This is a genomic window from Erwinia sp. QL-Z3, from assembly GCF_004551645.1.
In the GTDB taxonomy this organism is placed as follows: Bacteria; Pseudomonadota; Gammaproteobacteria; order Enterobacterales; family Enterobacteriaceae; genus Erwinia; species Erwinia billingiae.
This window is the reverse complement of the sequence record NZ_CP037950.1, coordinates 802418-816911: the sequence shown is the minus strand read 5'-3', so window position 1 is coordinate 816911 and position 14494 is coordinate 802418. Positions and strand designations below refer to the sequence as shown.

Below are 14494 nucleotides of genomic sequence, written 5' to 3'. Positions count from 1 at the left end.
TTTGGAGAGTATTATTATGGCGAAAGAATTTGGTCGCCCACAGCGTGTCTCTCAGGAATTGCAGAAAGAGATTGCTGTTATTCTGCAGCGTGAGATTAAAGATCCCCGTCTGGGCATGATGGTTACCGTATCAGGCGTCGATTTGTCTCGCGATCTGGCCTATGCCAAAGTATTTGTGACCTTCCTGAACGACAAAGACGAAGACGCTATCAAAGGCGGTCTGCGTGCACTGGGTGATGCTTCTGGCTACATCCGTTCACTACTGGGCAAAGCGATGCGTCTGCGCATCGTCCCTGAACTGACCTTCTTCTACGACAACTCGTTGGTCGAAGGGATGCGCATGTCTAACCTGGTGACCAATGTGGTCAGAAACGATGTTGAACGTCGTGGACCGCAGGAAGAACAGGAAGAACAGGAAGAACAGGAAGAAGAAGACAAGAAGGAAGACTGATGAGCCGTCCTCGTCGTCGCGGACGTGACGTCCACGGTGTTCTGCTGCTGGACAAACCGCAGGGGCTGTCGAGTAATGATGCCCTGCAGAAAGTGAAGCGGTTGTTCACAGCAAACCGTGCTGGCCACACCGGCGCGTTAGATCCTCTGGCGACCGGCATGCTGCCGATCTGCCTTGGCGAAGCCACCAAATTTTCTCAGTATCTACTGGACTCAGATAAACGTTACCGCGTGATTGCCCGTCTGGGTCAGCGCACGGATACGTCTGATGCTGATGGCGCGATTATCAGCGAGCGTCCGGTGACCTTTACTGAAGAACAACTGGCGCAGGCATTGGACAGCTTCCGTGGGGAAACCCAGCAGGTGCCGTCGATGTATTCCGCGCTGAAGTACCAGGGGCGTAAGCTGTACGAATATGCCCGCGAAGGCATTGAAGTCCCGCGTGAAGCCCGCAGCATTACGGTTTACGAGTTACAGTTTATTCGCTGGGAAGGCGATGAGCTGGAGCTGGAAATTCACTGTTCTAAAGGCACCTATATCCGCACCATCACCGACGATCTCGGTGAGATGCTGGGTTGCGGCGCGCACGTTATCTATTTGCGTCGTTTGCAGGTTGCGACCTATCCGATCGCCAGTATGGTGACGCTGGAACAGTTGGCTGAACTCAGTGAAGAAGCTTACCGTACGGAACGCACGCCGGCAGAATTGCTAGATGCGTTGCTGATGCCGATGGACAGCCCGGCAGCCGCGTATCCGGCGGTTAATCTGCCGCTGGCCGTGTCAGCTTACTTCCGCCAGGGCATGCCGGTGCAGGCGGTTAATGCGCCTTCTTCCGGCCTGGTTCGCGTGACGGAAGGTGAAGAGCAGAAGTTTATTGGCATGGCAGAAATTGCCGATGACGGACGCGTGGCGCCACGCCGTCTGGTTGTAGAATATTCCGACTAGTCATTTGCGTAAGCTTCTGGCTAAGAGTAGAATGGCGCGGCTTTACCATTGGGTTGCTGAATTAGAGATCGGCGCCTGTACATTTATCTTATAATTTGGAGTTGTATCATGTCTCTAAGTGTTGAATCTAAAGCGCAGATCGTAGCTGATTACGGTCGTGACGCGAATGACAGTGGTTCTACCGAAGTTCAGGTTGCTTTGTTGACTGCACAGATTAACCATCTGCAGGGTCACTTCTCTGAGCACAAAAAAGACCACCACAGCCGTCGCGGTCTGCTGCGTATGGTTTCTCAGCGTCGTAAGCTGCTGGATTACCTGAAGCGTAAAGACGTTGCACGTTACACCAGCCTGATCGAGCGTCTGGGTCTGCGTCGCTAGTCTTAGAGTTTGCCAGGTCGTTTCGGTGCATTCTGATGTACCGAAATGATGGGTTGGCAGATTCGTGCGAGTTTCGCTAAAAAGGGGCCTTTATGGCCCCTTTTTTTAGGCGAGCGGCAGCATTTCAAGCCAAACTATTGTATTGTTGCTGGGTGTGATCTTCAGTTGCAGAGGTTCGCGCGGCTAATGAGAGGCTTTGTCCCATAAGGGATTAGGGTTGTCATTAGTCGCGAGGATGCAGATGAGGATTTAAAATTAACGGCAGGGTCAGTGCCTTGCCAGTACGTTAAGGACATAATTTTGCTGAACCCGATCGTAAAAAAATTCCAGTATGGTCAGCATACCGTCACCATTGAGACCGGTATGATGGCTCGCCAGGCAACGGCAGCCGTAATGGTAAGCATGGACGACACCGCTGTGTTCGTTACCGTTGTAGGCAAAAAGACCACTAAGCCAGGCCAGGACTTCTTCCCGCTGACCGTTAACTATCAGGAGCGTACTTATGCTGCTGGTCGTATTCCGGGTAGCTTCTTCCGTCGCGAAGGCCGTCCAAGCGAAGGTGAAACCCTCATCTCTCGTCTGATTGACCGTCCGGTTCGTCCGCTGTTCCCGGAAGGGTTCATCAACGAAGTCCAGATTATTGCCACCGTGGTCTCCGTAAACCCACAGGTTCACCCGGATATCGTGGCATTAATCGGTGCCTCTGCCGCACTGAGCCTGTCAGGTCTGCCTTTCAATGGTCCAATTGGTGCCGCTCGCGTGGGCTACCTTAACGATCAGTACGTGCTGAACCCAACGACCGATGAGCTGAAAGAAAGTAAGCTGGATCTGGTTGTAGCGGGTACTCAGGGCGCGGTTCTGATGGTTGAGTCTGAAGCTGAACTGCTGAGCGAAGATCAGATGCTGGGCGCAGTGGTGTTCGGCCACGAGCAGCAGCAGGTTGTGATCGACCAAATCAACGCGCTGGTTGCCGAAGCAGGTAAACCGCGTTGGGACTGGAAGCCAGAAGCTGTCAACGAATCATTACAGACCCGTATTGCTGCGCTGGCTGAATCTCGCCTGAGCGAAGCTTACCAGATCACTGAAAAACAAGAGCGTTATGCTCAGGTTGGCGTGATCAAGTCTGAAACTACCGCAGCACTGCTGGCGGAAGACGCTAGCCTTGATGACAACGAAATCGGCGATCTCCTGCATGCGCTTGAGAAAAACGTGGTTCGTAGTCGTATCCTGAGCGGCGCTCCGCGTATCGATGGTCGCGAAAAAGACATGATCCGTGGTCTGGATGTGCGCACTGGCGTTCTGCCACGTACTCACGGTTCCGCGCTGTTCACCCGTGGTGAAACTCAGGCACTGGTTACCGCAACGCTGGGCACCGCCCGTGATGCGCAGAACCTGGATGAGCTGATGGGTGAGAAGACCGACAGCTTCCTGTTCCACTACAACTTCCCTCCGTACTGCGTAGGTGAAACTGGCATGGTTGGGTCGCCTAAGCGTCGTGAGATTGGTCACGGTCGTCTGGCTAAGCGTGGCGTACTGGCAGTAATGCCTAAAGCTGACGCGTTCCCATACACCGTGCGTGTGGTGTCAGAAATCACTGAATCAAACGGCTCTTCTTCAATGGCTTCCGTCTGTGGTGCTTCACTGGCACTGATGGACGCAGGCGTACCAATCAAAGCAGCCGTAGCCGGTATTGCGATGGGTCTGGTAAAAGAAGGCGAGAACTTTGTGGTTCTGTCTGACATCCTGGGTGACGAAGATCATCTGGGCGACATGGACTTCAAAGTAGCCGGTAGCCGTGAAGGTATCACCGCGCTGCAGATGGACATCAAAATTGAAGGTATCACCCGCGAAATCATGCAGGTGGCTCTGAACCAGGCTAAGGGTGCGCGTCTGCACATTCTGGGCGTGATGGAACAGGCTATCAGCACGCCGCGTGGCGACATCTCTCAGTTCGCACCACGTATTCACACGATTAAAATCAGCCCGGACAAGATCAAAGACGTGATCGGTAAAGGCGGTTCTGTGATTCGTGCGCTGACCGAAGAAACCGGCACCACCATCGAAATCGAAGATGATGGCACGGTGAAAATCGCAGCGACCGACGGTGAGAAAGCGAAATATGCTATCCGTCGTATCGAAGAGATCACTGCAGAAATCGAAGTGGGCCGTATCTACAACGGTAAGGTTACCCGCATCGTTGACTTCGGTGCCTTCGTTGCTATCGGTGGTGGCAAAGAAGGTCTGGTTCACATCTCTCAGATCGCTGATAAGCGTGTAGAGAAAGTGACCGACTATCTGCAGATGGGCCAGGAAGTGCCGGTGAAAGTTCTGGAAGTTGATCGCCAGGGCCGCGTACGTCTGAGCATCAAAGAAGCGACTGAGCAGGCTGCAGAGCCTGAAGCAGCCGTGACTCCAGCAGCTCCTGAAGCTCCTGAAGCAGAATAAAGTCAGACCCTTAAGCTCTCCCTGCGAACAGGGAGAGCGGTATCATCGCGAGGACAGGACGACACCTTGTGCACGGCAGGCGGATGAAAGGATATTCATCCCATTGTTTGTCTTTGGGAGTGGGAAATGAAGCCTTTTTTACGCTGGTGTTTCGTTGCGACAGCTTTAACGCTGGCAGGATGCAGCAACTCGGATTGGCGTAAGAACGAGGTTCTGGCTGTTCCGCTGCAGCCTACGCTGCAACAGGAAGTGATTCTGGCACGTATGGAACAAATTCTTGCCAGTCGATCCCTTAGCGATGATGAACGCGCACAGCTGTTATATGAGCGCGGAGTGTTGTATGATAGTTTAGGTTTGAGAGCACTGGCGCGAAATGATTTTTCATTAGCGTTATCTGTCAGACCTGATATGCCTGAAGTATTCAATTACTTAGGCATATACTTAACGCAGGCAGGAAATTTTGATGCTGCCTATGAAGCGTTCGATTCTGTACTTGAGCTTGATCCAACTTACAATTATGCGCATTTAAACCGCGGTATCGCCTTATACTACGGCGGAAGGTATAAATTAGCGCAAGATGATCTGCTGGCGTTTTATCAAGACGATCCTAACGATCCTTTCCGCAGCTTGTGGCTCTATCTCGATGAAAGAGAGATGGACGCAGACAAGGCTAAAGTAGCGCTTCAACAGCGTTACGACAAAGCGGTCAGAGACCAATGGGGATGGAAAATTGTCGAGTTCTACCTGGGAAATATCAGTGAAAGTACACTGATGGACAGTCTCAAGGCAGACGCAACGGATAACACCTCGCTCGCTGAACATCTCAGTGAAACCAACTTCTATTTAGGTAAACATTACCTAAGTCTGGGGGAGAAGGACGACGCAGAAGCGTTGTTCAAGCTGACGGTCGCAAACAACGTTCACAACTTCGTTGAGCACCGATATGCATTGTTGGAGCTGGCCCTACTCGGCCAGACACAAGACGATTTATCAGAATCTGACCAGCAATAGCTGACGAACTACTATCGCCCTTTTTTCGAAATGTCATCATCTTAGCGGATGAGGGCTTTCTTGTTCGTCGAAACCACTAATTTGAGCCGGTTCACACTTTTTGATGAAAATGACTGAATGTTTTCACGACGAGTTATGTAGACTGGCCGCCGCAATCTAAGAGGCACGTGTACTACATGACTGATATTGAAACCACTTTTGCTGACCTTGGCCTGAACGCCGAACTCCTTGAATCTCTGAACGGTATGGGCTACGTGAAGCCTTCTCCAATCCAGGCTGAGTGTATTCCTCACCTGTTGGCAGGCCGTGATGTTCTGGGTATGGCACAGACCGGTAGCGGAAAAACTGCAGCGTTCTCGCTGCCACTGCTAAACAACATTGATAGCTCCCTGAAAGCACCTCAGATCCTGGTGCTGGCACCAACGCGTGAGTTGGCGGTTCAGGTGGGTGAAGCGATTACCGACTTCTCCAAACACATGAAAGGTCTGAACGTGGTTGCCCTTTACGGCGGCCAGCGTTATGACGTTCAGCTGCGCGCTTTGCGCCAGGGTCCACAAGTTGTTGTGGGTACGCCTGGTCGCCTGCTGGATCACCTGAAGCGTGGCACGTTAGATCTGTCTAACCTGCGCGGCCTGGTGCTGGACGAAGCCGATGAAATGCTGCGTATGGGCTTCATCGAAGACGTTGAAACTATCATGGCTCAGATCCCAGACAATCATCAGACTGCTCTGTTCTCTGCAACCATGCCAGAAGCGATTCGTCGTATTACTAAACGCTTTATGAAAGATCCGCAGGAAGTGCGTATCCAGTCAAGCATGACCACTCGCCCTGATATTTCTCAGAGCTACTGGACGGCTTTCGGTCGTAAGACTGATGCACTGACTCGCTTCCTGGAAGCTGAAGATTTTGATGCTGCTATCATCTTCGTGCGTACCAAAAACGCGACGCTGGAAGTTGCTGAAGCGCTGGAGCGTAGCGGTTACAACAGTGCTGCCCTGAACGGTGACATGAACCAGGCCCTGCGTGAGCAGACTCTGGAACGCCTGAAAGATGGTCGTCTGGACATCCTGATTGCGACCGACGTTGCGGCCCGTGGCCTGGACGTTGAGCGTATCAGCCTGGTGGTAAACTTCGACATCCCTATGGATGCAGAATCTTACGTTCACCGTATCGGCCGTACCGGTCGTGCGGGTCGTGCTGGCCGTGCGCTGCTGTTCGTTGAGAACCGTGAGCGTCGTCTGCTGCGTAACATTGAACGCACCATGAAGCTGACCATTCCAGAAGTTGAACTGCCTAACGCAGAACTGCTGGGTGAGCGTCGTCTGGCTAAGTTCGCCGCTAAAGTTCAGCAGCAGCTGGAAAGCAGCGATCTGGAACAGTACCGCGCACTGCTGAGCAAAATGCAGCCTGCAGAAGATGAGCTGGATATCGAAACGCTGGCCGCTGCTCTGCTGAAAATGGCTCAGGGTGAACGTCCTCTGATTGTTCCTGCCGATGCACCTCAGCGTCCTCGTCGTGAGTTCAAAGAGCGTGACGATCGTCGTGGTGACCGTCCAGAGCGTGGTCCTCGTGAAAAAAGTGAAGGTGGCGAGCGTCCAGCCCGTCGCGAACGTCGTGACGTTGGCGATATGGAAGTTTACCGCATTGAAGTTGGCCGCGATGACGGCGTTGAAGTTCGTCACATCGTTGGTGCTATCGCTAACGAAGGCGACATCAGCAGCCGTTACATCGGTAACATCAAACTGTTCGGTACTCACTCAACTATCGAGCTGCCGAAAGGCATGCCGGGTGACATCCTGCAGCACTTCACTCGTACGCGTATTCTGAACAAACCAATGAATATGCAGCTGATTGGCGATGCAGTGCCACACAGCAAAGAGCGTACTGGTGGCGGTGAGCGTCGTGGTCCAGCTCCAGCCCGTGGCGGCTTCGGCACTGGCAACCGTGAAGGCGGTCGTAGCGATCGTCCTGAAGGTGGTCGTCGCTTCAGCAATGATCGTAACGGTCCAGCTGCTGGTGGTGAGCGTCGTGGCGGCGGTTTCAGCCGTGACGGTGGCAACCGCGGTCCTCGTACCGAAGGTGGCAACGCACCTACTCGTCGTCGTGATGCATAATCACTGACTGACCCATAAAAAAACCAGCCTTCGGGCTGGTTTTTTTTTGCCTGCAATTCGCGAACGCTGCATCAGCGATAAGGGCAGCGAAATCCTGCCCTGCAGCGTGCGGATTACAGCGTGTTATGCGCTTCCATAGCCAGTTCAAACGAGCGCAAACGCGCCTGCTGGTTGTGTATCTGACCATTCACCATGATTTCGTCAGCCTGCGTTTCACGGATCAGTGAAGCCAGTCCCTGACGGACTTTATCCAGATCGCCGACAATTGACATACTCAGCGCCTGCTGCACGCCGTACTGCTCTGATGGTGACCACAGGTTATCCATATTCTCGACCGGAGCAGGCAGTGGGCCTGGCTTACCCCGGCGGAGATTGATGAACTGCTGCTGCATCGAGGTGAACATATAGCGGGCATCCCGTTCGCTATCCGCAGCAACCACATTCACGCACACCATCGCATGCGGCTTCTCAAGACGCGCGGACGGCTTAAAGTTTTCACGATAAATATGCAGGGCCTGGAACAACATGTCCGGCGCAAAATGCGACGCAAAGGCAAATGGGATGCCTAGCTGGGCGGAAAGTTGCGCGCTGTATAAACTGGAACCGAGCAGCCAGACCGGAATCTTCAGCCCGAGTCCAGGCACCGGCTGGACGGCGGGTTGCGCGTCTGGCTCCGCATCAAACCAGGCAATCATCTCGGCGACATCAGACGGGAAGTTATCAACATGGCCGCCCATATGACGGCGAAGAGCCATCATCGTGCGTTGATCCGAACCCGGCGCGCGGCCCAGTCCCAGATCGATACGGCCGGGATAAAGCGATTCGAGAGTACCGAACTGCTCGGCGATCACCAGCGGTGAATGGTTTGGCAACATTACGCCGCCAGAGCCCAGACGCAGCGTGGTGGTATTGGCGGCCAGATAGCCAATCAACACCGACGTCGCCGCACTGGCAATGCCGGTCATGTTGTGGTGTTCAGCCAGCCAGTAACGGTTATAACCTGACTTTTCCGCTTGCTGTGCGAGAGCCAGTGAAGAATGAAACGCATCGCGCGCGGTGGCGCCTTGCGGGATCGGCGCCAGATCGAGAACCGAAAGTGGGACATTTTTTTTATCAGACATAGGTGCTCACTTATTCGAAGGGCGTAAGCCAATACAAATATCTATCCTGGACGATTTCTTCTTAAAAGGATTGGCAGTTTGCAGCACTTTTCAGCAGTGCAAGGCCGCGATTAAAAAACCGCCAACCCAATGGCTCGCGCTCAGGACAGGCTAGTCTGACCAGTATCCTCCATCGTTACCCATATTGAACAGCCTTTATTGGTAGTACGATGATGCGGGCTTTACGCCCGCCGCGTTAGCTGACCAATTCCAGCCCGGCCACTTTCCACCAGTAGCCATTGCACTGCTGGCGGGATATCAAGGTCAGAGGCTGTTTTCCGGTTTCATTATTGCGGAACGCTTCAAGCATCGGCAGGGTATCTCTGCCTTCCGGTGACAGCCGCACAATGTCGACCAGGCCCTGCATCGAAATCAGTTCATTGCCGAGGTTATAGCAGTAGCCGCTCATGGTCTGGATGCCGTTAAGCACAAACACCTGCTGATCTTCCTGCGAGCGCAAGGCTCTGCCCTGCGGATAGTCAATACAGCAGGTCTGACAATCATCTTTCCCGCGGTTTTCCGCTCTGGCCGTAAAGCAGCGGGCGGAATAAGCCAGCGGCAAATGGCCGTAACTCAGCACCTCAACCTCAAACTTATTTCTGATCCCCAGCGCCTCACACTGGGTGAGTAAATTGACCAGCCATTCACGGGAAAGCTCAACCGGCATGCACCAGCGCATCATGCCCATTTTATGCAGCAGGCGCAGGGTCACGGCGTTATAACAACTGAGCGCATGTCCGGCGACGAAAGGCAAACCGGCCTCTGAGGCCATATTCACCGTGCCCATATCGTTAGCTTCGATCAGGAACTCGCCGTTATCAACGTACCTTTTCAGCTCGGTCAGTTCAGAGGGTGATTGCAGCAATGCCAGCGTAGTGAGCACCACCTGTTTTCCGCTGCCCGCCAGGTCTTTTGCCATCCCCAGCCAGTCGGCGTGCTTCGTTGCCCGACGCTTGCTGCAAACGGCTTCGCCCAGATAAATAATGTCAGCCGAGCTGGCAGCGGCTGCCTGATAAAAAGCCTGCAACGTCTCTGTTGGCCAGTACCAGAGTACCGGGCCTATTGCGTATTTCATGCTGATCCTTACTGCCATTCACGGTGATAGGCACCGAGCGTGGTTTGAGTGCCTTCGCTAAGCGAACTTAATGCGGTCATCCAACTTTGTTGTGCGCGGAAATTCTCTGGATCAGCCTTGCAGCGATCGATGGCTTGTCGCCAGATACGGGCGATTTGCGCCACATAGGCCGGACTTCTCTGGCGTCCCTCAATTTTCACTGAGGCGATATTTGCCGACAAAAGGGTGGGAAGCAGCTCGAGAGTATTCAGGCTGGTCGGCTCCTCCATGGCGTGATACGGCACATCGGCCACCTTATAACGGCCCTTACACAGCGTCGGATAACCGGCATTTTGACCAGCGTCATAGCGGTCGATCAGCACTTCATTTAAGCGTGACTCAAGTCCGGCGGAGGTTTGCTGCCAACGGACATATTTCGCCGGTGAGCAGGCACCCACGGTATTCGGCGATTCGCCCGTCAGATAGGAGGAAAGGTAACAGCGACCTTCAGCCATGATGCACAGGCTGCCAAAGGCAAAGACTTCAAGCGGAACGGTCGTCGCGCGCGCCAGCTGGCGAACCTGATGAATGGACAGCACGCGCGGAAGAACCACCCGTGAAACCGCAAAGTTGCGTTGATAGAACCTAATCGCCTCAGCGTTAGTGGCAGATGCCTGCACCGAAACGTGGCGCTCAATCTGCGGATAGCGCTCGGCGGCGTATTCCAGCATGGCGATATCAGCGAGGATCAGCGCATCGACGCCGGCTTCTGCAGCCATATCCACCGCCCGTTCCCAGCGCTGGTAGCCGTCAGGATGGGCAAAAGTATTGATCGCCACATGCAGTTTACGTCTATGCTGATGAACGTAGCGGGACGCTTCCTGCAGACGCTTATCGGTAAAATTGAGCCCGGCAAAATGGCGCGCGTTGGTGTCATCTTTCAAGCCGATATATACGGCATCAGCACCATTCTCTATCGCTGCCTTCAGGGCAGGTAAGTTACCTGCAGGACATAGCAATTCCATATCAAAACATTCCGGATAAACAGAAGAGGCGTTGAGTTTAGTCAGCATGAAGCGGACAATTTTTGATTTAAGGCAGCTAATGGCGTATTGATGGGAAGAGATTTGCCGGCAAATTCCTCAAAGTTCGCTCACTTTGTTGATCCAACTGCCTGATGCATTTTGTCGATATGGCAAAATAGTCGAAATTTACTCAAAAGGAGTCACGATGGTGTTGAACCCATTTCGCGCTCAATTGGTTCGAAAAGGCCCGCAAATGTTGCGGATCCCGCTACAGTTTGCACCGTTCATGATCAAGAAGCAGATGCTGCAGCAGATCCTGAACTGGCAATTTCACCATGCTTTGGCTGAAGGTGAGTTAAACTTTCTGCAGGGGCGTTGGTTAGGGATTGAGATCCGTGACCTCGGGCTGAGCTGGGCAACGACTGTTGAACAGGGAAAATTACGGGTAGCCGATCGGGTTGAAGCGGACGTCTGGTTTCGCGGCGACGCCAACGATTTGCTACTGGTAGCCGCTCGCAGGTTGGATCCCGATACGCTGTTTTTCCAGCGCCGTTTGGTGATTGAAGGGGATACAGAACTGGGGCTTGAAGTGAAAAATCTGATGGATGCGATTGAGCTTGAATTCATGCCGGCGCCGTTGCGCTTTGGTCTTATGCAACTGGCTGATCTGGTTGAGGCTGGACTGACTGAGGACGCGAATTCCCCAGCGGATCGCGCGGGTGCACCATGTTGATTCGTAGTGAAATAGGAATGGATGCGGCCAGCATAGACAGTTTGTTGCGCCGTTGCTTTGAAACCTCCGCAGAAGCCGAACTGGTTCAGCAACTGCGTGAAGATGGTTTACTCACCCTGGGCGTGGTCGCCACGGATGAGGAAGGCCAGGTACTGGGCTACGCGGCATTCAGTCCGGTAACCTTGAATGGCGAAGATAATCAGTGGGTCGGCCTTGCGCCGCTGGCCGTAGATGCCGATTTTCGCGGGCAGGAACTGGGCAAAAAGCTGATTTACGAAGGGCTGGATACGCTGAACGAGTTTGGCTATGCCGCGGTGGTCGTGCTCGGCGATCCGGCCTACTACGAACGATACGGTTTTGAACCGGCGGCCAGGCATCAGCTTCGTTGCCGCACGCTGGGCGCGGAGGCCGCTTTTCAGGTCTACAAGCTGGCTGATAATGCGTTTACCGGTGCAGAAGGGCATATTGACTATTCGGCGCCCTTTAACCGTTTTTAAGCCCCTCCAGCCAGGCGCTTAATGAGACAGGCTGGTGCTCTACCAGCCTGATCTTCTCCAGCCGCTTCAACTGTTTCACCTGATATTCCAGCCTGGAGGCAGAAGAACGATCCCCGGCCTCACAGTGAAACAGCAGCTCCAGCGGACCTTTCCCGCGTAATGCTTTCGCCCCTTTCCCCGCCTGATGCTGTAAGAAGCGTCTGGCCACATCGTTAGTGATCCCGGTATACAGCATGCCGCTGGCGGTGCGCAGGATATACAGGCGCCAGGGCGCACGCTCACATTCGCTCATTCTTTCAGTCATCACGATTCCTCTGCCCGCAGCATAGCAAAACCCACGACGAATGTGGCAAAGTAGCGTTTTTCAGGGAGGCCTCATGTCAGCAAGCGAAAACCTTAGCGCGATTAGCCGCTATCTTAAAAAACAACATGTGCTGTCTCTTTGCAGCGGCAATCCCGTGTGGTGTGCCAACTGCTTTTACGTCTATGACCCCGAAAAGGTCGCGTTCTGGTTGATGACGGAAACCGAAACCCGTCACGGTGCGCAAATCGCCCAGGATCCATTGGTGGCCGGCACCATCAATGGACAGCCCAGGTCAGTGTTGCTGATAAAAGGGGTGCAATATTCTGGCAAGATCGCCTTGCTGCAAGGCGAAGAAGAGCTTCATGCCCGCAAAGCCTACATCAAGCGTTTCCCGGTCGCGGCAAAAGTCTCCGCACCGTTATGGCAGATAACGCTGGATGAATTGAAGATGACCGACAATGCGTTGGGATTTGGCAAAAAGCTGAGTTGGATCAGAGGATAACAGGCCGGGTAATACCCGGCCTTAGACCTGTCAGGCCGTTTCGAGCAGACGCAGGGATTCACGGTTAAACGCGGGTAAATCCTCAGGGGTGCGGCTACTGACCAGCGTGTCGTTATCGACGACCACTTCTTTATCGTAGAAATCGGCACCGGCATTTTTCAAATCAATCGCAATGGCCTTCACGGAGGTCATTTTACGGCCGCGGACCGCATCGGCGCTGATAAGCAGCTGTGGGCCATGGCAGATGGCAAATACCGGTTTGCCCAGCGCCACAAACTGCTTGGTGAAGTCAACGAAACGGTCATCGCCTCTCAGGCTGTCCGGCGAATGGCCGCCCGGTAACAGCAGCGCATCGAAGTCGCCTGGCTTCACGTCGTCGATAGATTTATCGATCTTCACTTCAGCTTTGCCTTGCTTGCCCTTAACGGTCACGCCGGCTTTTTTCTCAATGGTAATAACCTGATGGCCAGCCTTGATGAAAGCGTCGGCAGGAGAAGTAAATTCTGAGTCTTCAAATTCATCGGTGATCAGTACCGCAATCTTCTTGCTCATGTTTTCCTCCGGTGATTAAAATCATTAACACCCTTAAGTGTGGTTCATCATGCTGATAAATCAAGCCGGTAAGGGTGAATGCGCTAATTGACCACGGTTAAGGTAGAGGGTAATGCCGGTGAAGCGGTCATTCTGCCCGTGCAGACGAAAATTCAAAACGGAACCCCGATCAAATTGTGGATATTGAATTCTGAGTACTATGCGCTGTCGGGCGTAGCCCGCAGTGATCCGGAGCCTTCGCCATGTCCCATATAACCTCGTCACGCCTTGCTCTTCCTGTGTTTGCCAGGTGGAAACCGCTGCTGTTTTTGGCTGTGGTGGTCATCGGGCTGTGGGTCGTCAAGTGGCAGCCGTATTACCTGAAAGCCTTCCTCGCGGCGGATACGCACAGCATCGGTAAATCCCTGTTGGCCAACCCCAGCGAGCATCCTTTACAGGCCGCCTGGGACTACGCGCAGGTCTATTTTCTTGCGGTATGGAAAGCCGCCGTGCTGGGCGTGATCCTCGGTTCTCTGGTACAGGTACTGATCCCGAGAAACTGGTTATTACGCACGTTAGGGCAGCCCCGTTTTTCCGGCACGCTGTTTGGCACACTGCTTTCCCTGCCAGGCATGATGTGTACCTGCTGTGCCGCGCCGGTTGCCGCAGGGCTGCGGAAATCTTCAGCCTCGGTAGGGGGAACGCTGGCGTTCTGGTTGGGTAATCCGATCCTGAACCCGGCCACGCTGGTATTTATGGGATTTGTGCTGGGCTGGCAGTTTGCGGCAATCCGGCTGGTGGCCGGGTTGCTGATGGTGTTGGGCATTGCGCGGCTGGTACAAAAAATGACGCCAGACGCGCAGGTGTCTAACGTGGTTCCGCTGAGGCCTAAAACCGATAACACGCCGTTTTTGCGACGCTGGTTTCGCGCGCTGTGGACGCTGTTCTGGAATACCATCCCGCTGTATATCCTCGCGGTGCTCCTGCTCGGCGCGGCGCGAGTCTGGCTGTTCCCTCATGCGGATGGCCTGGTCAGCAATACGCTGTTCTGGGTGGTGGCGATGGCGATTGCCGGTTGCCTGTTTGTGATCCCAACGGCTGCAGAAATCCCGATTGTTCAGACCATGATGCTGGCTGGCATGGGGATGGCACCGGCGCTGGCGCTGTTGATGACCTTGCCTGCGGTGAGCGTGCCGTCGCTGCTGATGCTGCATGGCGCGCTGCCGGCCCGTTCGTTGTGGCTTACCGGCGCGCTGGTGGCATTAAGCGGAATGCTGGTTGGCGGGGTGAGTCTGTTACTGCTTTAGCACGATAAGAGCGTTCGATGTCAGCCCGCCAGAATAAC

The 14494-nt window shown here is 53.9% G+C and carries 16 protein-coding genes; 11 read left to right on the top strand and 5 right to left on the bottom strand.

Translation table 11 applies throughout. The features are described from left to right. The first annotated feature begins 16 nt into the window (after nucleotides 1–16). The 7 genes from rbfA (at nucleotide 17) to E2F51_RS04310 (ending at nucleotide 7343) form a co-directional block, all read left to right on the top strand. On the top strand, nucleotides 17–451 hold the full coding sequence (gene rbfA / locus E2F51_RS04340) for a 30S ribosome-binding factor RbfA (protein ID WP_134822850.1): 435 nt from the start codon (nucleotides 17–19) through the stop codon (nucleotides 449–451). Next, nucleotides 451–1395 carry a tRNA pseudouridine(55) synthase TruB gene (gene truB / locus E2F51_RS04335; RefSeq protein ID WP_013204014.1) on the top strand — a complete coding sequence of 315 codons (945 nt, stop codon included), beginning with the start codon at nucleotides 451–453 and terminating at the stop codon, nucleotides 1393–1395. The genes rbfA and truB overlap by 1 nt, the downstream gene beginning before the upstream one ends. Before the next feature lie 108 nt (nucleotides 1396–1503). Continuing rightward, nucleotides 1504–1773, top strand: coding sequence for a 30S ribosomal protein S15 (gene rpsO, locus E2F51_RS04330; protein ID WP_013204013.1), 270 nt, complete (start codon nucleotides 1504–1506; stop codon nucleotides 1771–1773). Between the two features lie 300 nt (nucleotides 1774–2073). Continuing rightward, on the top strand, nucleotides 2074–4218 hold the full coding sequence (gene pnp, locus E2F51_RS04325; protein WP_013204012.1) for a polyribonucleotide nucleotidyltransferase: 2145 nt from the start codon (nucleotides 2074–2076) through the stop codon (nucleotides 4216–4218). A gap of 126 nt (nucleotides 4219–4344) precedes the next feature. Next, nucleotides 4345–5229 carry a lipoprotein NlpI gene (gene nlpI, locus E2F51_RS04320; protein WP_013204011.1) on the top strand — a complete coding sequence of 295 codons (885 nt, stop codon included), beginning with the start codon at nucleotides 4345–4347 and terminating at the stop codon, nucleotides 5227–5229. A gap of 103 nt (nucleotides 5230–5332) precedes the next feature. After that, a complete protein-coding gene (gene yrbN, locus E2F51_RS24275) occupies nucleotides 5333–5389 on the top strand; it encodes a protein YrbN (RefSeq protein ID WP_106382000.1) in 57 nt (18 codons plus the stop codon). 16 nt (nucleotides 5390–5405) lie between these two features. Further along, nucleotides 5406–7343: a DEAD/DEAH family ATP-dependent RNA helicase gene (locus E2F51_RS04310; RefSeq protein ID WP_134822849.1), complete on the top strand. Its 1938-nt coding sequence runs from the start codon at nucleotides 5406–5408 to the stop codon at nucleotides 7341–7343. Between the two features lie 113 nt (nucleotides 7344–7456). Here the strand turns inward: E2F51_RS04310 and E2F51_RS04305 are convergent, their stop codons facing one another. The 3 genes from E2F51_RS04305 to E2F51_RS04295 form a co-directional block, all read right to left on the bottom strand. Continuing rightward, on the bottom strand, nucleotides 7457–8464 hold the full coding sequence (locus E2F51_RS04305) for an LLM class flavin-dependent oxidoreductase (protein WP_013204009.1): 1008 nt from the start codon (nucleotides 8462–8464) through the stop codon (nucleotides 7457–7459). A 235-nt stretch (nucleotides 8465–8699) separates the two neighbouring features. Continuing rightward, nucleotides 8700–9578 carry a U32 family peptidase gene (locus E2F51_RS04300; RefSeq protein WP_134822848.1) on the bottom strand — a complete coding sequence of 293 codons (879 nt, stop codon included), beginning with the start codon at nucleotides 9576–9578 and terminating at the stop codon, nucleotides 8700–8702. An 8-nt stretch (nucleotides 9579–9586) separates the two neighbouring features. After that, nucleotides 9587–10582: a peptidase U32 family protein gene (locus E2F51_RS04295; RefSeq protein ID WP_134822847.1), complete on the bottom strand. Its 996-nt coding sequence runs from the start codon at nucleotides 10580–10582 to the stop codon at nucleotides 9587–9589. Between the two features lie 205 nt (nucleotides 10583–10787). Between E2F51_RS04295 and E2F51_RS04290 the strand changes: the two genes are divergently transcribed. Continuing rightward, entirely contained in the window at nucleotides 10788–11315 is a 528-nt protein-coding gene (locus tag E2F51_RS04290) for an SCP2 domain-containing protein (RefSeq protein ID WP_013204006.1), read from the top strand. Next, nucleotides 11309–11812, top strand: coding sequence for a GNAT family N-acetyltransferase (locus tag E2F51_RS04285; RefSeq protein WP_013204005.1), 504 nt, complete (start codon nucleotides 11309–11311; stop codon nucleotides 11810–11812). The genes E2F51_RS04290 and E2F51_RS04285 overlap by 7 nt, the downstream gene beginning before the upstream one ends. On the opposite strand, the gene E2F51_RS04280 is transcribed toward E2F51_RS04285, so the two are convergent. After that, nucleotides 11799–12116, bottom strand: coding sequence for a GIY-YIG nuclease family protein (locus E2F51_RS04280; RefSeq protein WP_277425701.1), 318 nt, complete (start codon nucleotides 12114–12116; stop codon nucleotides 11799–11801). The genes E2F51_RS04285 and E2F51_RS04280 overlap by 14 nt on opposite strands. Nucleotides 12117–12189: 73 nt before the next feature. On the opposite strand from E2F51_RS04280, the gene E2F51_RS04275 reads away from it, so the two are divergent. Beyond that, nucleotides 12190–12618: a YhbP family protein gene (locus E2F51_RS04275; RefSeq protein WP_134822846.1), complete on the top strand. Its 429-nt coding sequence runs from the start codon at nucleotides 12190–12192 to the stop codon at nucleotides 12616–12618. Nucleotides 12619–12648: 30 nt separating this feature from the next. Here the strand turns inward: E2F51_RS04275 and E2F51_RS04270 are convergent, their stop codons facing one another. Further along, nucleotides 12649–13170: a type 1 glutamine amidotransferase domain-containing protein gene (locus tag E2F51_RS04270; RefSeq protein WP_053145021.1), complete on the bottom strand. Its 522-nt coding sequence runs from the start codon at nucleotides 13168–13170 to the stop codon at nucleotides 12649–12651. A 242-nt stretch (nucleotides 13171–13412) separates the two neighbouring features. Here E2F51_RS04270 and E2F51_RS04265 point away from each other — a divergent pair, with 242 nt between their 5' ends. Next, entirely contained in the window at nucleotides 13413–14456 is a 1044-nt protein-coding gene (locus tag E2F51_RS04265) for a permease (RefSeq protein ID WP_134822845.1), read from the top strand. Nucleotides 14457–14494: the final 38 nt, after the last annotated feature.